This is a genomic window from Flagellimonas aquimarina, from assembly GCF_003149745.1.
GTDB classification, from domain to species: Bacteria; Bacteroidota; Bacteroidia; order Flavobacteriales; family Flavobacteriaceae; genus Flagellimonas; species Flagellimonas aquimarina.
In genome coordinates, this window is sequence record NZ_QGEG01000002.1 from 932,866 (window position 1) to 951,987 (window position 19,122).

16 protein-coding genes are annotated in these 19,122 nt (G+C 37.5%); 5 read left to right on the forward strand and 11 right to left on the reverse strand.

Annotation, left to right across the window (positions count from 1 at the left end; genetic code table 11):
• The first annotated feature begins 4 nt into the window (after positions 1–4).
• The gene (locus tag DKG77_RS11055; protein ID WP_243414910.1) at positions 5–2,095 is read left to right on the forward strand and encodes a M1 family metallopeptidase; all 2,091 of its coding nucleotides are present in this window, start codon (positions 5–7) and stop codon (positions 2,093–2,095) included.
• Positions 2,092–3,006, forward strand: coding sequence for a patatin-like phospholipase family protein (locus DKG77_RS11060; protein ID WP_109662976.1), 915 nt, complete (start codon positions 2,092–2,094; stop codon positions 3,004–3,006). Before DKG77_RS11055 ends, DKG77_RS11060 begins: the two co-directional genes overlap by 4 nt.
• A gap of 3 nt (positions 3,007–3,009) precedes the next feature.
• Here the strand turns inward: DKG77_RS11060 and DKG77_RS11065 are convergent, their stop codons facing one another.
• The 5 genes from DKG77_RS11065 to DKG77_RS11085 all read right to left on the reverse strand — a co-directional run bounded on the left by DKG77_RS11065 (position 3,010) and on the right by DKG77_RS11085 (position 7,852).
• Positions 3,010–3,528 (reverse strand): DUF7935 family protein, encoded by a 519-nt coding sequence (locus DKG77_RS11065; RefSeq protein ID WP_109662978.1) that lies wholly within the window; start codon positions 3,526–3,528, stop codon positions 3,010–3,012.
• 108 nt (positions 3,529–3,636) lie between these two features.
• Positions 3,637–4,410 (reverse strand): coiled-coil domain-containing protein, encoded by a 774-nt coding sequence (locus DKG77_RS11070; protein ID WP_109662980.1) that lies wholly within the window; start codon positions 4,408–4,410, stop codon positions 3,637–3,639.
• Positions 4,411–4,450: 40 nt separating this feature from the next.
• Entirely contained in the window at positions 4,451–6,025 is a 1,575-nt protein-coding gene (locus tag DKG77_RS11075; RefSeq protein WP_109662982.1) for an FMN-binding glutamate synthase family protein, read from the reverse strand.
• Position 6,026: 1 nt separating this feature from the next.
• Entirely contained in the window at positions 6,027–7,301 is a 1,275-nt protein-coding gene (locus tag DKG77_RS11080; protein ID WP_109662984.1) for an amidohydrolase, read from the reverse strand.
• Positions 7,302–7,312: 11 nt separating this feature from the next.
• Positions 7,313–7,852 carry a DsrE family protein gene (locus tag DKG77_RS11085; RefSeq protein WP_109662986.1) on the reverse strand — a complete coding sequence of 180 codons (540 nt, stop codon included), beginning with the start codon at positions 7,850–7,852 and terminating at the stop codon, positions 7,313–7,315.
• Positions 7,853–7,986: 134 nt separating this feature from the next.
• Here DKG77_RS11085 and DKG77_RS11090 point away from each other — a divergent pair, with 134 nt between their 5' ends.
• On the forward strand, positions 7,987–10,317 hold the full coding sequence (locus tag DKG77_RS11090) for an ATP-dependent helicase (protein ID WP_109662988.1): 2,331 nt from the start codon (positions 7,987–7,989) through the stop codon (positions 10,315–10,317).
• 169 nt (positions 10,318–10,486) lie between these two features.
• On the opposite strand, the gene DKG77_RS11095 is transcribed toward DKG77_RS11090, so the two are convergent.
• Positions 10,487–11,665: a hypothetical protein gene (locus tag DKG77_RS11095; RefSeq protein ID WP_109662989.1), complete on the reverse strand. Its 1,179-nt coding sequence runs from the start codon at positions 11,663–11,665 to the stop codon at positions 10,487–10,489.
• Positions 11,666–11,934: 269 nt separating this feature from the next.
• Between DKG77_RS11095 and DKG77_RS11100 the strand changes: the two genes are divergently transcribed.
• Positions 11,935–12,555, forward strand: a complete 621-nt coding sequence (locus DKG77_RS11100; RefSeq protein WP_109662991.1) for an L-threonylcarbamoyladenylate synthase — start codon at positions 11,935–11,937, stop codon at positions 12,553–12,555.
• A gap of 60 nt (positions 12,556–12,615) precedes the next feature.
• On the opposite strand, the gene DKG77_RS11105 is transcribed toward DKG77_RS11100, so the two are convergent.
• From DKG77_RS11105 to DKG77_RS11115, 3 genes are all read right to left on the reverse strand, one after another.
• Positions 12,616–13,488 carry an OmpA family protein gene (locus DKG77_RS11105; RefSeq protein ID WP_109662993.1) on the reverse strand — a complete coding sequence of 291 codons (873 nt, stop codon included), beginning with the start codon at positions 13,486–13,488 and terminating at the stop codon, positions 12,616–12,618.
• 94 nt (positions 13,489–13,582) lie between these two features.
• A complete protein-coding gene (locus DKG77_RS11110) occupies positions 13,583–14,584 on the reverse strand; it encodes a glycosyltransferase family 2 protein (RefSeq protein ID WP_109662995.1) in 1,002 nt (333 codons plus the stop codon).
• 12 nt (positions 14,585–14,596) lie between these two features.
• Positions 14,597–15,043 (reverse strand): type I restriction enzyme HsdR N-terminal domain-containing protein, encoded by a 447-nt coding sequence (locus tag DKG77_RS11115; protein WP_109662997.1) that lies wholly within the window; start codon positions 15,041–15,043, stop codon positions 14,597–14,599.
• A 26-nt stretch (positions 15,044–15,069) separates the two neighbouring features.
• On the opposite strand from DKG77_RS11115, the gene holA reads away from it, so the two are divergent.
• Positions 15,070–16,071, forward strand: coding sequence for a DNA polymerase III subunit delta (holA, locus tag DKG77_RS11120; protein ID WP_109662999.1), 1,002 nt, complete (start codon positions 15,070–15,072; stop codon positions 16,069–16,071).
• A gap of 2 nt (positions 16,072–16,073) precedes the next feature.
• Here the strand turns inward: holA and DKG77_RS11125 are convergent, their stop codons facing one another.
• Positions 16,074–16,451: a DoxX family protein gene (locus tag DKG77_RS11125; protein ID WP_109663001.1), complete on the reverse strand. Its 378-nt coding sequence runs from the start codon at positions 16,449–16,451 to the stop codon at positions 16,074–16,076.
• Between the two features lie 121 nt (positions 16,452–16,572).
• Positions 16,573–18,984: an alpha-ketoacid dehydrogenase subunit alpha/beta gene (locus DKG77_RS11130; protein ID WP_109663003.1), complete on the reverse strand. Its 2,412-nt coding sequence runs from the start codon at positions 18,982–18,984 to the stop codon at positions 16,573–16,575.
• Between the last annotated feature and the right edge of the window lie 138 nt (positions 18,985–19,122).

Below are 19,122 nucleotides of genomic sequence, written 5' to 3' on the forward strand. Positions count from 1 at the left end.
ACCAATGATGAAGCTTTGCCCTATCTTTCTTTTTTTTCTTTTTGGACAGCTAGTGCTGTGCCAAATACAGGACAAAGTAGATTTTATAAAAGCAGAGGTTCAGATAGAACCAATTCCTAAGGAAAAACAAGTTAATGGCACCGTACGGTATGAGTTTCAGGTTTTAAAAGATGTGGATTCCATTTTTTTAGACGCTGTTAATACCGAGTTTTCATCTGTTTTATTGGATTTGAAGAAGGTGAAATTCTCGAATGATGGGAAAACGATTTCTGTGCATAAAAAGTTTAGAAAAGGAGGCACACATTTTTTGGAGCTTACCTATACTTCTAAACCTAAACAAACGGTTTACTTTTTAGGTTGGGAAGATAAAAATCCTTCAAACAATCAAATCTGGACACAAGGTCAGGGGAAATATACAAGTCACTGGTTGCCTAGTTTTGATGATATGAACGAGAAGGTAGAGTTTGATATCCGTATTGCTGCAAAAAATGGGCTATCAGTTTTTTCCAATGGCAAACTAGTGGATAAAAATGCCATTAAAGAAAACAAAAAGGTATGGACTTTTAATATGGATAAAGCAATGAGCAGCTATTTGGTAGCCTTTGCTATCGGTGATTTCGAAAAAAAGACCACTACCTCTACTTCAAAGGTTCCAATAGAATTGTATTACGAGCCTAAAGACAGTTTAAAAGTTGAGCCAACCTATCGATACACCAAGGAAATCTTTGATTTTTTAGAGGATGAAATAGATGTGCCGTATCCTTGGCAAAATTACAAACAGATTCCAGTCCAGGATTTTTTATATGCTGGGATGGAAAATACTGGCGCTACAATTTTCTCCAACACTTTTGTGGTGGATTCAGTTGCTTTTACTGATAAAAATTACGTAAACGTAAATGCACATGAAATGGCGCACCAATGGTTTGGAAATTTGGTTACGGAGCAAAGTGGGGAACACCATTGGTTGCATGAAGGTTTTGCCACATATTATGCTTATCTGGCCGAAAAAGAGATTTTTGGCGAGGACTATTTTTACTGGAGGTTGTTAGAGACAGCTGAAGCACTGGCCAATTTTTCGGGGGATGGTAATGGAGAGGCGCTCACCAACTCAAGTGCCGGCAGTCTAACCTTTTATGAGAAAGGAGCATGGGCTCTGGTTATGCTGAAGGAAAGAGTAGGGGAGTTAAATTTTAAGTTGGGAATCAAGAATTATTTAACAAAATACGCCTATCAAAATGTTACCATTTCTGATTTTATGTGGGAAATGGAAAAAGCATCTGGAATGAAACTTTCAGATTTTAAGGAAATGTGGTTGCAAGAATCTGAATTCTCTTTTGATAAGGTAAAAGACTTTTTGATTGATAAAAGCACCTCCGTCTGCACCTACTTTGATATTAAAAAAGCGATTGAAAAAAAGAACACTCTAGCGGAAACCATTTTGATGGATAGATGGGATGCCCTGCAATCTGATGATTTAAAATACCATTTGGTCTTGGATTATGGAAGTGAACTTTCTGAAGATTTTGTAAAGAGAATACTTGATGGGGAAAGTATTAGGGTTAGGCAGGCCATTGCATTTTCCTTGGAAAAGGTTTCCAATCAAATCCAAAACGATTTTGAGGGATTGCTACAGGATAAAAGTTATAAAACAATAGAGTCAGCGCTTTATCGGCTTTGGACGGATTTTCCCAATAATCAAAAATCATATTTGGATAAAACCGACAGCATTGTGGGTTTACCTAATAAAAATGTAAGATTACTTTGGCTGACACTTGCTTTGGTAAGCCCAGAATACAATACTGAACTTAAACCGGACTACTTTGACGAACTAAGCGGCTATACGAGTTCAGAACATCATTTTGAAATACGCCTTTTAGCATTTGAATATTTAAAAAATATTGGAGGGCTTAACGATGAATCCCTTAGAAACCTTGTTGAGGCATGTAGCCACCATGTTTGGCATTTTAAAAAATCTTCCCGTGGTATTTTAAAGAATTTTTTGAAAGGAGAAGGGAATATTGCACGACTTAAATCTATATACCCATCTTTGGGACAGGAGCAACAACAATATTTAGACAAAGCATTGAGTAAATGAGAGCATTGGTAATATCTGGAGGCGGAAGTAAAGGTGCGTTTGCAGGAGGAGTTGCCCAGTTTTTAATTCAAGAAGCCAATCATAAGTACGATTTGTTTGTCGGTACTTCAACTGGAAGTTTGTTGATTTCACATCTGGCCCTTAATAAATTGGATAAGATTAAGGAAATTTACTCTTCAGTAAACCAGAGGAGTATTTTCAACAACTGCCCTTTTCTAATTAAGAAAAAACATGGTGTTGAAGTTATTTCTATTAACCATTGGAATGTGGTTAAGAATTTTATGAGAGGTAAAAAGACATTTGGAGAGAGCGAGAACCTAAGGCACTTAATAAGAGACTCCGTTACCCCAGAGGAATTTGAAATATTGAAAAAAGGGTCTACGGATGTGGTGGTTACCGTATCTAACCTATCGCTTAATCAAGTGGAGTACAAATCCATTAACGATTGCACCTATGATGAGTTTTGTGATTGGATTTGGATTTCGTCCAATTACACACCATTTATGAGTCTTGCAAAACGGGACGGTTGTGAATATGCAGATGGTGGACTGGGCAGTTTAGTGCCTATTGAAGAAGCTTTAAAAAGAGGTGCAACAGAGGTTGATGTGGTGGTGCTGCATACAGAGGTGAATTACTTAAATAGGATGCCCGTAAGAAACCCGTTTGAGTTAATGACAACAACATTTAGTTTTATGTTGGATAGAATTGAAAACCAAAATATTAGAATAGGTAAACTTGTTGCCAACCAAAAGGATGCAATTATCAATTTTTATTACACACCAACAGTTTTGACCACAAATTCTCTAATTTTCAATAAAGAACGGATGACTTTATGGTGGAAACGTGGTTATTTATATGCCAAAAATAAAAACGAAGAAACTAGTCCTATAGACCCTGAACATCAAGAGTAGGGATTACCAAAGTTCACCAACTTCCTTCTTCACAAAACTTAGTGCAGTGGTTGAAGGAGATTGTTTTTCCATGGTTTGATTCAAAATGTCCTCTCTTAATTTGTCTGGAGAGTCCGTTGCGCTCATACCCGCAGACCTTATAATCTGAATTGTTGCGTTTTTTGCTGCCTTTATAATGTTCCAACATTCCTCAGACATATAAATTTGCTGAGAGAGATTATGCTCAAACTCCGTCTCTACCTGTTTTATCAGAAGGTTTTCATAGTCGTTTTTATCTTTTCCTTTAGGAGCTACACGCACAACCAAACTATTGATTGAAATTCTTTCCAGAAAAAGAACCATTCTTTCATAGGCTTGCAAACGAACGGGTAATGTATCTTTTTGGGAATCTTTATGCAGTAGAAAGCGTCTTCGGCCTTCCTCATTTCTTGTATGTAATCTAAAAAAGTAAAAGGCAATGGCTCCGGTTACTACTGCAGGTAATAAATAAGCAAAAAGCTGAAAGATATCATCTCCACTCATGAGGTAATTGGTTTTTGGATTTTATAGAAATTAGAACGTGGTAAAGTTCTAAATAGTATAAGGATCAATATTCATGGCAGTTATCTGCTTTCAACATTTTTACCACAATTAGTTACCCTTTTTCATATCTTCCTTTACCTTGTTATAAAAGTTCTTGTAGTTTGGGCGTAGCCTTATATTGATTCCTTCTTTAAAATTTCCATCTTTTACTGAGCCTCCAATACTTTCGCTGGAAACTTTCAAAACATCCACCAGCTCTTTGGAAATGGTGTTTACTTGGTCAAAAGTTGCCCCAAATTCCCCAGTGATATTCAATCCTTCAATTTCTGTTCTCAATATTGGGTTGGCCACAATTACTTTCGCCACTTTTTCTAGCCAAGCTTTTCCTGCATCCGTTAGATCGGAAGAAGTGTCCGCACCAAACAATACATTCAAACTGTTTGATATAACGATATCACCATCAACAAAATCTGCCTTGGCTTCATTGCCCATGGTTGCCTTTACACTTCCTAATAAAACAATGGCTATGGAATCATTGGTAGCTATCATTTCGTTAATTCCGCTGAGTTGCTTTTCTTTTCTGTTCAAAGCTGCCAAGGTTGCGTTTACATTTTCACTGCTCTTTTTTGAAAGTTCTGAAAAACTGCTCAAGTTTTTTAGTAGTGTTGCATTTGCATCTCGCAAACCTACATTTTCATTTTCCAAAGTTTCGGCCTTTGCCTCGCTTGAAGAAATTTTTCGCTTTGATTGTGCAAGCTGCTCCTCAACATTCCTTATTTCGGTCTTTAAGTTTTCTATTTCGGCAAAAAGCTCACTTTTTTTCTGGGAAAACCCCGCTGCTGTAAAGAATAGGGCAAGTAAAATAGGTAGATGTCTTTTCATAGATTGGGTATTTATTGTTTTGTAATTTTCTTGGGTAAAATTATGATGTTTTTTCCAAAGTGACTTTCCCACCTAGATGAGAACAATCCAGAAGCTGTTGCATGGAACCAAATGGGACTTCCTTCTTCTTATAGTTATAAACAGTTTCTAAATCACTGCTTAGATAATCATCATCCACATTAACTTGTATATCGTTCATGGTAAACTGGCTAGGATGCTCATACCCTGCCGCATGTGTGATTTCTATAAGTTCCTTTCTAAAAGTTTTAAAATATTGGGCCAATCTTTCGGACTTTAAAGGGACGTTAATACCGTTTTGTAACCATTTGCTTTGGGTTGCCACTCCAGCAGGACATCTGTTGGTATGACAAACCTGTGCTTGTATACAACCAATGCTCATCATAGCCTCACGGGCCACATTGATGCAATCCACACCCATTGCAAAAGCCATGGCCGCTTTAGCAGGAAAACCAAGTTTTCCACTCCCAATAAAAACAATACGATCGGTAAGGTTTCTATCTTTGAAAGTTTTGTATACAGATGCAAACCCATAGACCCATGGTAAAGAAACATGATCTGCAAAACTTGGGGGAGCTGCACCAGTTCCTCCTTCACCTCCATCAACGGTAATAAAATCTGGTCCTTTACCGGATTTTTTCATTAAGTCAGCCAATTCTTCCCATTGGTCCATTTTTCCAATGGCAGCTTTGATGCCTACAGGGAGTCCAGTTTCCTTGGCTATGGCTTCAATAAGATCTACTAGTTCTGGAATAGAATTGAAGGCTTTGTGCGTAGCAGGGGAGAGGACATCCTTACCAATTTTTACCCCTCGTATATTGGCAATTTCAGGAGTAATCTTAGCTCCTGGTAAAACACCTCCTTTGCCTGGCTTTGCTCCTTGTGACAATTTTATTTCTATGGCTTTGATACACGGATTTTCGTCCACTAGAATTTTCATTTTCTCCATAGAAAAATTGCCGTCCCTAGACCTGACTCCAAAATAACCTGTTCCAAAATGAAAAATGACATCACCACCTTGCTTATGGTAGGGGGACAAGCCCCCTTCGCCTGTGTTATGATAGGCGTCACATCTTTCAACACCTTTGTTCATAGCCTCAACCGCAGCTGCGGACAATGACCCAAAACTCATGGCCGAAACATTAAGGACTGAAGCTGGCCTGTAAGGTTTTGAACGTTTGTTGTACACGCCGATTACTTTTGCACACGGCAGAAAATAGGGATTATCAATGTTGGGGTGGTCATGCCCCATTTGATATCCGATCATCGCATTTTTTATAAAAATATGCTGATGGGAATAGATGTCCCGATCAGTACCAAATCCTTCATAATTGTTTTCCTTTTTGGCAGAAGCATAAATCCAACCTCTTTCTATTCGATTGAAGGGCAGTTCTTCCCTATTGTTGGCCACAAAGTATTGGCGCATTTCTGGGCCAATACTTTCTAGCCAATATCTTAGATGCCCTACTATTGGAAAATTATGGCTTATCGTATGCGCTTTTTGAAAAAAGATATCACGTACCGCTATAAATAACAGAAATAAAAGAATCCATGCCCACCAAGGAACACTAGCCAAAAAATCCAATATGTTTTCCATTCTACATGTTCAGATAATCCAATGCGAGTTGGGTCATTGTTTTTACGCCCAATAATAAGCCACTGTCATCAATTTTAAAATCTGGGGTATGATGGGGAAAAGATTCAGTATTTCCGGGTGTCATTCCTCCAAGGAAAAAATAAAATCCTGGCACTTTTTCTTGAAAATAGCTAAAATCCTCGGCACCGGTAATGGCTTTGTGAATGCTAACATTTTCTGGTCCTGCAACTTTATTTAGGGTAGGGGCCATCTGAGCCGTCAAATCCAAATCATTGTACGTAATGGCCGTAGAAGTATGAATATCTATGGTAGCTTCCCCACCATAAACTTTGGCAATTGCCGGCACCATCTCTTCCATACGTTTATTGATGAACTTTTGCATTTCATAATCGAGGGTTCTTATGGTACCTATCATTTCTGCACTCTCAGGAATAATATTGGAACGGACCCCACTGGTTATTTTGCCCACGGATATAACAGCGGCTTCGTTAATCAGTTCGGTTTCCCTACTTATAATAGTCTGTAAGCCATCAATAATTTTCGCACTGATCAAGATTGGGTCAACTCCGCCCCAAGGTTGGGAACCATGTGTCTGCTTTCCTTTTACATTGATCACAAAACGTTGGGCAGAAGCCATACTGCCTCCTGGCTTGTATTTTACAGTTCCTACTGGGGTTTGTGAGTTAATATGAAGACCAAAAATGGCATCTACATTTGGATTGGTAAGCACGCCTTCTTTTACCATTAGCAATGCTCCTCCTTCTTCACCTGGTGGAGGTCCTTCTTCAGCTGGTTGAAAGATAAATTTTACTGTCCCATTGATTTTATCCTTGTTTTTAGAAAGTACTTCGGCAACCCCCATTAAAATTGCAGTATGGGTATCGTGTCCGCATGCATGCATGACACCTACACTTTTGCCCAGAAACTCTGACTTAACCTCAGATTTGTACGGAAGGTCATTACGTTCGGTTACAGGCAGCGCGTCAATATCAGCTCTTAGTGCTACCACTTTTCCTGGTTGGTCACCCTTAAGTAAGCCAACAACACCGGTTACTGCCACCCCTGTTTGAACTTCAATGCCAAGGGATTTTAGATGTTTTGCAATTTTCTCGGCAGTTTTAAACTCTCTATTGCTTAATTCAGGGTTTTGATGGATATCTCGCCTCCATTCAATTACTTTATTTTCAACCGCAGAATAGTCTTTTTCTAGGTTTGGGCTTTGTGCCCAAAAGGACAAACTTGTTAAAAGGAAAGTAAGTGTGAAAATTTTGTTCATATATGTTGGATTTAAAATTTTATAAGTCGATAACCTTCATTTTGAAGTTGAATTAGCGCTGTCATGGCCGAAAGCGAAATTTTGGTCCCGGAAATAAGTTCGTTTTTAGGATATTTCCGTGAATTTGAAGATTGACCACAAAGAATGACCTCCACCCCAGCATCCATCAATGTTTTTACCATATCATAACTAGGGTTGGGAACCCCAAACCTGGACTCGTAGGCTTCATTGTCAATAACATCTTTTGAAGCTTTGTTATGCACTACCAATGCTACTTTGAGCTGTTCTTGAGGAACACCGCCTTGAACGTGCATGTTCAAGAATCGTGCAGCAGTTTCAATACTTCTGTTGATTTCAGTATGAGATTCAGGGCTGTTCATAATATCAAAAACAACTTTGAACTCTGCATTGATATCTGTTTTAAAATCTGGATTCTCAACAGACCAAACTGCGCCATATTTTTCAATTACCGGGCCCGTTTGTTTCTTTTGGGCATTTCCTGCTAGACAAATCAAACCAAAAAATAAAAGGGAAAAATAGTTGTGTTTCATTATTTACTGTTGAGTGTCTAAATATATTCAAAATCAAATTAAAACCCGTTTCGTGTTTATAAGTATTGAAAGGATGATTTTAGCATGAAACCATTATTAGCTAATTTCACGTTTACTTTAAAATACCTGAGCGTTTGAATACTTTTTTGGATGAATTGAATGATGCGCAGCGAGCCCCTGTGCTGCACAAAGATGGACCTCTAATGGTTATTGCTGGCGCAGGTTCTGGAAAGACCCGTGTTTTGACCTACCGGATTGCATATTTGATGGATCAAGGTGTAGATTCTTTCAATATTTTGGCATTGACCTTTACCAATAAGGCCGCTCGCGAAATGAAAAAGAGAATCGCAACCATTGTTGGCAGCTCGGAGGCAAAGAACTTATGGATGGGTACGTTTCACTCGGTTTTTGCAAAATTGCTACGTTTTGATGGTGATAAGCTTGGCTATCCAAGTAACTTCACAATCTATGATACGCAAGATTCACAACGATTGATTGCTTCTATCATTAAAGAAATGGGGCTCGACAAGGATATTTATAAGTACAAACAAATACAAAATAGAATATCTTCATATAAAAACAGCCTGGTTACGGTAAAGGCTTATTTCCAAAATCCAGAGTTGGTAGAGGCCGATGCTATGGCCAAGCGACCCAGACTTGGAGAAATCTACCAGAATTATGTGGATCGCTGTTTTAAGGCAGGCGCAATGGATTTTGATGACCTTTTATTGCGAACAAATGAGCTATTGACCCGTTTCCCAGAGGTTTTAATGAAATATCAAGATAGATTCAGGTACATCTTGGTAGATGAGTACCAAGATACCAATCACTCTCAGTACCTAATTGTAAAGGCATTGTCTGATCGGTACCAGAATATCTGTGTGGTAGGGGATGATGCTCAAAGTATCTATTCATTTAGAGGTGCAAACATTAACAACATTTTGAATTTTCAACGAGATTATGATAACGTTGGAATGTACCGCTTGGAGCAAAACTATAGATCAACGAAGAATATTGTAAATGCTGCCAATTCAATTATTGAGAAGAACAAGAATCAGTTGGAAAAAGAAGTTTGGACTTCCAACGATGAGGGCAATAAGATAAAAATACACAGAAGTATTACGGATGCGGAAGAAGGCCGGTATGTAGCGGCATCTATTTTTGAGAATCGCATGCAGCACCAAATGCAAAATGGAGAATTTGCCGTGTTGTATCGCACCAATTCTCAATCTAGGTCTATTGAGGATGCCCTGCGAAAAAAAGATATCCCGTACCGTATTTATGGAGGACTTTCTTTTTATCAACGTAAAGAAATTAAGGATGTACTGGCTTATTTACGTTTGGTAATAAACCCAAAAGATGAAGAAGCTTTAAAACGCATAATCAATTTTCCGGCAAGAGGAATAGGGCAGACTACGGTTGATAAGTTGGTTGTTGCCGCTAACCATTACGGCCGTTCTATTTTTGAAGTAATTGAGAACCTTGCTAAGCTCAACTTAAAGATCAATGGGGGCACAGCCCGGAAGCTAGATGACTTTGCAACCATGATCAAGAGTTTTCAAATTATGAATGAAGGCTCAGATGCTTTTACCCTTGCAGAGCATGTTGCCAAAAAGACAGGTTTGTTATTGGAATTTAAAAAAGATGGCACTCCTGAAGGTATTGGCAGAATGGAGAATATTGAGGAGTTACTCAATGGTATTCAAGATTTTGTAGAGGGACAAAAGGAGCTTGCGGATGCGACAGGGAGTCTTACAGAGTTTTTAGAAGATGTTGCACTGGCTTCAGATTTGGATAAAGATACGGGAGATGATGACCGAGTAGCGTTAATGACCATACACTTGGCCAAGGGATTGGAGTTTCCTTATGTCTATGTGGTTGGAATGGAGGAAGATCTATTCCCTTCTGCAATGAGCATGAACACTAGAAGTGAATTAGAAGAAGAGCGAAGGCTGTTCTATGTGGCATTGACTAGAGCAGAAAAGCAAGCCTTTCTTACATATACCCAAAACAGGTATAGATGGGGAAAACTTATTGATGCAGAGCCAAGCAGGTTTCTAGAGGAGATTGATGAACAATATGTTGAAAATCTCACCCCTGTCAATGATGGATATCGATATAAATCGATGATAGACACCAATATTTTTGGGGAAGTGGATAAAAGCAAATTACGTCAAATAAAGCCTAAGAATGGAGCTCCCCCTGCTGTACATAAGCCCAATGAAAACCAGCTTAGAAAACTCAGAAAATTAAAACCCGAACTCGCAGCTCCTGCAACCAATACTGGCATTGTTGATCCTAACTTGAAAGAAGGCTCTTTGGTAAATCATACCCGTTTTGGAAAAGGAAAAGTTTTAAAAATTGAGGGGGTTGGGAATGATAAAAAAGCCGAAATCCAATTTGAGAGAGGGGATATTAAAAAACTATTGCTCCGGTTTGCAAAACTTGAGGTCTTGGGAGGTTAGGTGCCATAATCATTGAATAAAACCGCAGAAGACTTGATTGGTCAATTCGACTATCGGGTTTACTTTGTTAAAAGAAAAAGTGTAAATGCCAAAGAAGCCCGTTTGATCACCATAATTTGGATTACATTGGATTTCTTCTGTATTTATAGTGCTTGTGTCTTTTAGCCGCTCAGCGAAGAGTATATTTTTTTTTTTTGATCATTGCCTTTGCCATGTATTTTGAAAGAACAAGTTTTTCTTTGGATAAATCATAAATTAACAAGGGCCATGCTTCTGGAACGCCGCTACCTGAAAAGAAAATAAATTCATCCTTTTTGCCAATTAGACTACCATAACCTTCAATCTTAACAGTATTCTCATGGTCTGGGGAATAAACTGAAATTTGTGTGCTTTCATTTTCGTAATTTCGTGCTACTTGTATTTCCAGCTGATCAGTGAACGTATAGATAGCCGTACCATCTTCAATATTTTTAAATAACGGAAACTCTGAACCATCTAAAAAATTAAAGGGATTGCTTATATCAAAATCTTTTTCCTGTAGGTTGTAATCTGAGTTGGTTTCACCTCTGGTGTATTGTTGAAGGTACTTTTTGCCGTCAAATGTTAAGGGCCTGTACACAACTGTAGAACCCCAAATTTCGGGTATCAAAATTAAAGACCCATCTTTTTCGATATTAAAATCCATTTGAGATTCAAAACTCAATTCTGCTAAGTTATATGATGAAACCATGGATTTTTGGTCGTTTGGAAATACGTGAGTTTCTTCCAAATTTTCATTCCTGAAGGTGTATGCATCTATTCGGTAGTAATAATCAGTGGTCGAAGTCTTTCCCCAGCCATGAAAAATGTAAATAGGATGATTCCTTTCTGTTCTTAAAATATATATTTCGTTATAGTTTATTGGATTTCCACTTAACAATTTTGGAACTACTTTTTTATTCAAAGTAAAAAGTACAATGTTTTTATAATCTATCATAGATCCTCCCATTCGGGTATCCCATGAGAATACACCTATTTTCTCATCATCTGAGAATGCAAAAGTAAAATCATGTTTTTTATAGCGATACAATGTTCTTATCTCGGCCAATATTCCTGGGGTTTTGACATTTTCTATAGCCTGTTTTATATCCTTATTAATACGGCTTATGGATGCATGGGATGAAGAATCATCAAGATCTATATCTGATAATTTTTGAAGCAGCTGGTCTAAAGTGTCAACTACCTGTCTACCATTATCAAAATGGAATGTTTTAGAATCTAATTTGTTTTCTATTTTTTGATTAGAGCAGCTTAAAAAGACTAAAAAGAGGAAAAAAGTAAAGGTTCTAATGGAGAGGTTAAGTATCATGATTTGGAATGATTGGTTTAAAATCAAAATAAAAATGACACTTTTTTTAGTTGGGTGGAGATAGAAATGGATCTGTGGCCATTCTCGTTTGATAAACAATGTGTTTGATCAAAGCAATACGGTTATACTTAAAAATGTGGTTTTCACACCTTCCAGTAAGACTCAACTATTAGATTTGACCATAATCTTTGTTACTTTGTAGTTAATCTGGCTATAAAAGATTGATGTGTTTTAAATTTCAAGGTCGATTTCACTTAAATTAAATTCAAATGGCAGAGCTTATAAAGCTTTATGAAGAAAATCCAAATCCTAAACTTGTTGAGCGAATTGGAAATGTATTGCGAAAAGGAGGGTTGATTATTTATCCTACCGATACCGTTTATGGTTTGGGATGCGATATCACAAATTCCAAAGCTTTGGCCAAAATTGCCCGAATTAAGGGGATAAAATTGGAAAAAGCCAATTGGTCGTTTATCTGTGCAGACTTGAGTAACCTTTCAGATTTTGTAAGACAAATAGATTCTGTGACATTCAAGATTTTGAAAAGGGCACTCCCTGGACCTTACACCTTTGTTCTTCCCGGCAATAATAATCTTCCAAAAGATTTTAAAAAAAAGAAGACAGTAGGAATAAGAGTGCCGGATAATGAAATTGTAAAGGCCTTGGTCACAGAATTGGGAAATCCCATTGTTTCTACCTCTATTTATGATGAAGACGATATTTTGGAATACACAACCGATCCTGAACTCATATTTGAAAAATGGAAAAATCTAGTGGATATTGTTATTGATGGGGGGTATGGTGGAAATATAGCGTCTACTGTGATAGACCTGTCTTCTGGAGAACCTGAAGTGATTAGAGAGGGAAAGGGGAGTCTGGATATTTTTTAAAAAGGCTGTAAAAATAAAAAGCGGCCCTAGGGCCGCTTTTAAATTTTTTTCTAATATACATTAGTTTCCAGATCCACTAATTGCTGGATCTTTCATTCCTTCTTCTATCATATTGTAGAACTGGTCAATTTTTGGAAGAACAACAATACGAGTTCTTCTATTTTTTGCCCTTTCTGCAGCGGTATCATTTGATGCTAACGGTACATAGAAACTTCTTCCAGCCGCCGTCATACGCTCAGGAGCAACATTGAATTCTTTTTGTAAAGTTCTTACAATGGCTGTTGCTCTTTTTGCACTTAAATCCCAGTTGTCAACCAATACACCACTAGAATATGGAACGTTATCTGTATGGCCTTCTACCAAGAATTCAAAATCTGGTTTGTTGTTTACAACTTTAGCAACTTTACCTAAGACTCCTTTAGCAGCATTAGTTATGTTATAACTTCCACTACGGAATAATAGTTTATCTGAGATGGAAACAAACACCACACCTTTTTCAACACTGATTTCAATGTCTTCATCATCCAAATTGCCAAGAACTCCCTTTAAACTTTGAACCAAAGAAAGGTTTACAGAATCTCTTCTTGTAACAGCATCTTGTAATTTTCTTATGGTTAAATCTTTTTCTTGAAGACTTTCTAGGGATTTTTCAAGATTTTCGGCACCTTTTGTGGTTAATGTGGTCAAATTCCCCATGTTGTTGATCAACTCTTGGTTGTTTGCCTTCAAAAATGCATTTTGATCTTCAAGCGTTTGCAACTTTGAGGTTGCAGATGCTTTTTCCTCTAAACAGTCATTAAGTTTAACTGTTGCTGAGTTCAAAAGATCTTGGGTTTCTTTTTGCTGTGCTTCTAGCTCAGCATATTTTTTTTGTGACACACATGAAGACAACAAAATTGCCATCGTTAATGTTCCTAGGAAAACTTTTTTCATAATTCTGGGTATATAAATTAAAGATTGTTAGATATCAAAGTTAAATTGTCAGGCAAAATTAGATAAAAAGCAAATTTTAAATATTTCGGCATCGTTAATCTTTTACTAAAATGTTAAAATTCTTTATTTGATGTACGAAATGAGACCAGACTATGGATGTTGTTGAATAGTACTTTAATATAAAATTAGCTTTTTCCCTCTTTTTGTAAAACCTTCTAAAGTTAGCATAAAAACTTAGATGCGCTTGTAAAATGGCAATGCAATGATTGAACTTAAGCTGAAAAATAAAACGTAAAGCTGCTATCCCATCCAGGATTAATCGTAAAAAAATTATGGGTAATGCCTTCTTTCTAGGTAGGTTCTTGGTAATTGAGTACAAAGAGTTTCTAAAATTTAGAAATGTCTTCTTCGGATCCATGTTCTTTAATGTAGAGCCTCCCAAATGATATACCTGACTTTTTCCTACATAGTACACTTTGTAATTTGAGTTTTTTGCCCTCCAACAAAGGTCTATTTCCTCTTGATGGGCAAAATAATCCTCATCAAACCCTTTTAAAGACCTAAATACATCACTTTTAATGAACATACATGCACCAGTGGCCCAAAAAACTTCTTTAACATCATTGTACTGTCCTATATCCTTTTCCAGGGCTTGGAATATTCTACCTCTACAAAATGGATACCCAAGTTTATCAATAAAACCACCAGCGGCCCCTGCGTACTCAAAATACTCCTTTCGTTTTAAGTCTAATATTTTGGGTTGAATAATGGCGGCTTCGGGGATGGTATTAAAAGTGTTAAGTATTGGTTCCAACCAATTGGGAGTGACTTCAACATCAGAGTTTAAAAGACAAAAAATATCTGCCTCAATGTTTTTTAATCCGTCGTTGTATCCCTTTGCAAATCCACCGTTTGTAGTATTTTGGACAACCTCTATTGCAGGATAAGTATTTTTAACAAATGCAACCGAATCATCTGTGCTGGCATTGTCAACAACATATATGCTTGCTCCATTTGAATGGGCAATAACAGAGGGAAGAAATCTTTTGAGCAATGCCTTCCCGTTCCAATTTAATATAACAATGGCAACTTTCAAAACGGGAGCAAATTAACGGCTAAAATCAGGAATTTCCTTCAAAAACCTATATTTTTCATTTTTAAAATCCATTTCACAGTAATAATGCTCCATACCATTGGTTACCATGAGATAGTTCGATTTTAAAAGATAGTTGTACTGGGCAATTTGGTCAAACGTTGTTTGTTTAATTTTTATCTCTGGCGATTTGCACTCTATCAGGGTTTCTATCGTTCCATTTGGTTTAAAAACAACAATGTCATAACGTTTTTTTAGATTGTTGACAATCAATTGCTTTTCTATATTGATGAGACTTGCGGGGTATTTTTTTGTAAAAATCAAATAATGTATTACATGCTGTCGTACCCACTCTTCGGGCTGTAAGACCACAAATTTTTTACGAATCACATCAAAGATGTGGAGCCTATTTTCGCTACTTTTGATTCTAAATGAATACTTGGGAAAGTTCAACGCTTGCATTGAACAAATTTGATGATTTTTTCTGAATGGATAAGATTAAGGAGATAGTTGCGAACATTAACGAGGGAACACCAAAACCCGTTTATTTCTTAATGGGCGATGAACCTTATTATATTGATAAAATTTCCAAATACATTGCAGACAATGTTTTGACCGAAGATGAGAAGGGGTTTAACCAAATGGTCCTTTATGGAAAGGAAACCAGTGTAGATGAAGTTATTTCAAATGCCAAACGCTTTCCTATGATGGCTCAATACCAGGTTGTCATTGTAAAAGAAGCACAGCACCTTTCCCGCAACATTGAAAACTTCAGTTCTTATGTTGAGAATCCACAACCTACAACAATACTTGTAATTTGCTATAAGTATAAAAAGCTGGACAAGCGAAAAAAATTATATAAGACCGTTCAAAAAAACGGAGAACTTTTTGAAAGTAAAAAACTCTATGAGAACCAAGTTTCTGATTGGATTAGAAGGACATTAGGTGGAAGAAAACGTAAGATTTCTCCAAAAGCAGGTATGCTGTTAGTAGAATTTTTAGGTACTGATTTAAGTAAGATCAGTAACGAATTGGATAAACTAGCCTTGGTAGTGCCAGAAACAACAGAAATAACCCCGGAGGTAATTGAGCAGCATATTGGATTTAGTAAGGACTTCAATAACTTCGAACTTAAAAAGGCAATTGGCGAAAAAAACGTAGGTAAGGCTACCCAGATCATTAATTATTTTTCTCAAAACCCAAAGGATAATCCATTTGTGGTCACCGTTACATTGCTGAATACCTTTTTTACCCAGCTTTTAAAATACCATGGACTTAATGATCATTCTCCTGGCAATGTGGCCAAAGTACTTGGTATAAACCCATATTTTGTAAACGAATTTACTGTTGCAGCAAAAAACTACCCCATGAAAAGTGTGAGCCGAATAATCTCAAGTTTGAGGCAACTGGATTTAAAGGGTAAAGGTGTTGGCGCCAACAATATATCTCAAGCTGATCTGCTAAAGGAGCTGCTTATTAAAATTGTTTAGGACTATTTCCTGTCTGCACTATATTTACCAGGCCCTAAAAGGAAAACAACAATGAAAATCGTAGCATAAATCAAGGCTAGTTCTTTTTTTCCAAAAGGATCTGCACCATGAACAATTAAACCTGCCACAAGCATTGTAATTATTGTGGGGATTGTGGCCCAACGAGTTTTATATCCGACGATTAATAGGATAGGACATATGAATTCACCAATTACGGTCAAAAATAGGGTAGGAGCCTGACCGATTCCCAGGGGATTGAGAAAATCTGTGTTACCGCTTATTAAGTTCTGAAATTTTGGATAACCATGGGTCAACATAAAAGCAGATGGAACAATTCTTAGAAGAGCAAGTCCCAAATGTATTAGAAGATTGTTTTTCATTTAAAGGGGGAATTTAATTTTTGTGAAAGTATAAATTAAGTCTTAATGAAAACAATAATTATATATTAAAAAATTTTAAGTTAGATGCCAAGCTGGTTTCAACAGTAAAAACTATTCTGGCTTACCGCAGAGCAGGATAGGATTTTGGGTCAACTTCATGCATAATTTCATAGACCTTTTCAAATATGTCCTCTGCATTTGGTTTTGAAAAATAATCGCCATCTGATGCATAGGCCGGGCGATGGGATTTTGCTGTCAGTGTTTGTGGTGCACTGTCCAAATATTTATAAGCTCCTTGCTTTTCAATAATTTCTTGAAGCAAATATGCGGAACACCCACCAGGAACATCTTCATCTATAACAAGCAGTCTATTTGTCTTTTTTATACTCTTGGCCAAGTCATGTTCAAGGTCAAAAGGCAGTAAAGATTGAGCATCAATGACTTCAGCATCAACACCTAATTCTACAAGTTCCTGTGCAACTTTTTCAACAATTCTTAAGGTAGACCCATAAGAAAGCAATGTAATGTCCTGACCTTCTTTTATGGTTTCCACTTTTCCGATAGGGGTGCAGAATTCACCAAGGTTTGCAGGTTTTTTTTCTTTTAAACGATAGCCGTTAAGGCTTTCAATAACAAGTGCAGGTTCATCACTTTTCATTAGAGTGTTATAAAACCCAGCGGCTTGGGTCATATTTCTGGGCACTAAAATGTACATTCCCCTAAGAAGATGGATCAATCCGCCCATTTGGGACCCAGAATGCCAGATACCTTCTAATCTATGACCACGGGTCCTTACAATTAAAGGCGCTTTTTGTTTTCCAACGGTACGGTACAGAAGCGTTGCCAAATCATCACTTAGAGTTTGGAGTGCGTAAAGGATATAATCTAAATATTGAATTTCTGCAATAGGTCTTAACCCCCTAAGGGCAAGTCCTATGCCCTGACCAATAATAGTTGTTTCACGGATCCCAGTATCCGAAACTCTAAGCGGCCCATATTTTTTTTGCAATCCTTCAAGCCCTTGGTTTACATCGCCAATGTTTCCTGTATCTTCACCAAAGACCAATGCTTCAGGGTATTTTTCAAAAAGGATGTCGAAATTATCTCTCAAAATAACCCTGCCGTCCACTTGTTCGGCGTCATTGGAATATGATGGCTCAAGAGACTCGATATTGATGGCCTTGTTGGATAGCTCATTGTAAAGATGTGAACTAAATTTTGGCTGTGTGGAAGCCATAAATTTTTCGGTCCATTGTTGGAGATGCAATTTTGCAGGTGTGTTTTCCCCAACAAGATACCTCAACGCCTTTCTTGATTTTGCTGCCAAGTCTTTTTTAAGTGGCTCTTCAATAGCTATAAGGTCATTCTTTAATTTTGATATAAAAGTACGGTTGGGGCTTTTTTCAGCTGCATTTTCCAGTAGCTGTACCAATTGCTTTTTTGAACTAAGATGAGGCTCCAAAAATTCTGCCCACGCTTCTTTTTTAGCGGCACGCACCTTTTGTTTTATGTCCCTTTCTAAGCTTTTAAGATCTTCCTCGGTATAAATACCGTTTTCAAGAATCCATTCCCTAAAGCGTTTGTTGCAATCATTCTCACGTTCCCATGCCAGACGATCCTCAGACTTGTAACGTTCATGCGAGCCTGAGGTTGAATGACCTTGCGGCTGCGTAAGTTCAGTTACATGGATCAATACGGGGATATGATTTTCGCGGGCTATTTCAGATGCGTTTTCAAACGCGTGGATGAGTGCGGTATAATCCCATCCACTTACTTTTAAAATTTCATACCCATCATTGTTATCATCGCGTTGCAATCCTTTTAAAATTTCAGATATATCACCTTTCGTGGTATGAAATTCAGCCGGAACGGAGATCCCGTAGGCATCATCCCAGACACACATTACTAGCGGTACTTGAAGAACTCCTGCTGCATTGATGGTTTCAAAAAAATGTCCTTCACTTGTGCTTGCATTCCCAATGGTTCCCCAAGCCACTTCGTTACCGTTTACAGAGAAGTTGGTTTGTTCAATGTCCTTAAGATTACGGTAGATTTTAGAAGCTTGTGCTAAGCCTAAAAGCCGTGGCATTTGACCGGCAGTACATGAAATATCTGCGCTGCTATTTTTTTGTTTTGTTAGGTTTTTCCATGTTCCGTCTTCATTTAAACTATGCGTCACAAAGTGTCCGCCCATTTGTCTACCTGCGCTCATGGGTTCTTTTGCAATGTCCGTAGTGGCATAAAGGCCATGAAAAAATTCTTTTGGGCTTAAATGCCCGAGAGCCATCATAAATGTTTGATCACGATAATAACCGCTCCTAAAATCCCCATCCTGGAAAGCTCTTGCCATTGCAAGTTGTGGTAGTTCTTTGCCATCCCCAAAAATTCCAAATTTGGCCTTACCTGAAAGTACTTCTCGTCTGCCTAGCAAACTACACTCCCTACTAGTGACGGCCATTTCATAATCGTTTAGGATTTGAGACTGAAAATCATCAAAGGAAATGTCGGTTTTAGTACTGGAATCTGGCTTCATAAATGATTTTTGGGTTTCTGCAAAAGTACTAAAACATAGTCACACTAGCAATAGTAGATTTAGTTAATTCGATGATAATCTATCAACAAAAAACCAATAATAAAACGAATGTGTCAAAATCACTAAGTAAAAAAGCTC

Excerpts from the sequence above, each read along its gene's own strand:
- DKG77_RS11130 (WP_109663003.1), bottom strand. The coding sequence starts at position 18,984 with ATGAAGCCAGATTCCAGTACTAAAACCGACATTTCCTTTGATGATTTT.
- DKG77_RS11065 (WP_109662978.1), bottom strand. The coding sequence starts at position 3,528 with ATGAGTGGAGATGATATCTTTCAGCTTTTTGCTTATTTATTACCTGCA.
- DKG77_RS11115 (WP_109662997.1), bottom strand. The coding sequence starts at position 15,043 with ATGCAAGCGTTGAACTTTCCCAAGTATTCATTTAGAATCAAAAGTAGC.
- DKG77_RS11105 (WP_109662993.1), bottom strand. The coding sequence starts at position 13,488 with ATGAAAAAAGTTTTCCTAGGAACATTAACGATGGCAATTTTGTTGTCT.
- DKG77_RS11060 (WP_109662976.1), top strand. The coding sequence starts at position 2,092 with ATGAGAGCATTGGTAATATCTGGAGGCGGAAGTAAAGGTGCGTTTGCA.
- holA (WP_109662999.1), top strand. The coding sequence starts at position 15,070 with ATGGATAAGATTAAGGAGATAGTTGCGAACATTAACGAGGGAACACCA.
- DKG77_RS11070 (WP_109662980.1), bottom strand. The coding sequence starts at position 4,410 with ATGAAAAGACATCTACCTATTTTACTTGCCCTATTCTTTACAGCAGCG.
- DKG77_RS11075 (WP_109662982.1), bottom strand. The coding sequence starts at position 6,025 with ATGGAAAACATATTGGATTTTTTGGCTAGTGTTCCTTGGTGGGCATGG.
- DKG77_RS11095 (WP_109662989.1), bottom strand. The coding sequence starts at position 11,665 with ATGATACTTAACCTCTCCATTAGAACCTTTACTTTTTTCCTCTTTTTA.
- DKG77_RS11055 (WP_243414910.1), top strand. The coding sequence starts at position 5 with ATGATGAAGCTTTGCCCTATCTTTCTTTTTTTTCTTTTTGGACAGCTA.
- DKG77_RS11080 (WP_109662984.1), bottom strand. The coding sequence starts at position 7,301 with ATGAACAAAATTTTCACACTTACTTTCCTTTTAACAAGTTTGTCCTTT.
- DKG77_RS11100 (WP_109662991.1), top strand. The coding sequence starts at position 11,935 with ATGGCAGAGCTTATAAAGCTTTATGAAGAAAATCCAAATCCTAAACTT.
- DKG77_RS11125 (WP_109663001.1), bottom strand. The coding sequence starts at position 16,451 with ATGAAAAACAATCTTCTAATACATTTGGGACTTGCTCTTCTAAGAATT.
- DKG77_RS11085 (WP_109662986.1), bottom strand. The coding sequence starts at position 7,852 with ATGAAACACAACTATTTTTCCCTTTTATTTTTTGGTTTGATTTGTCTA.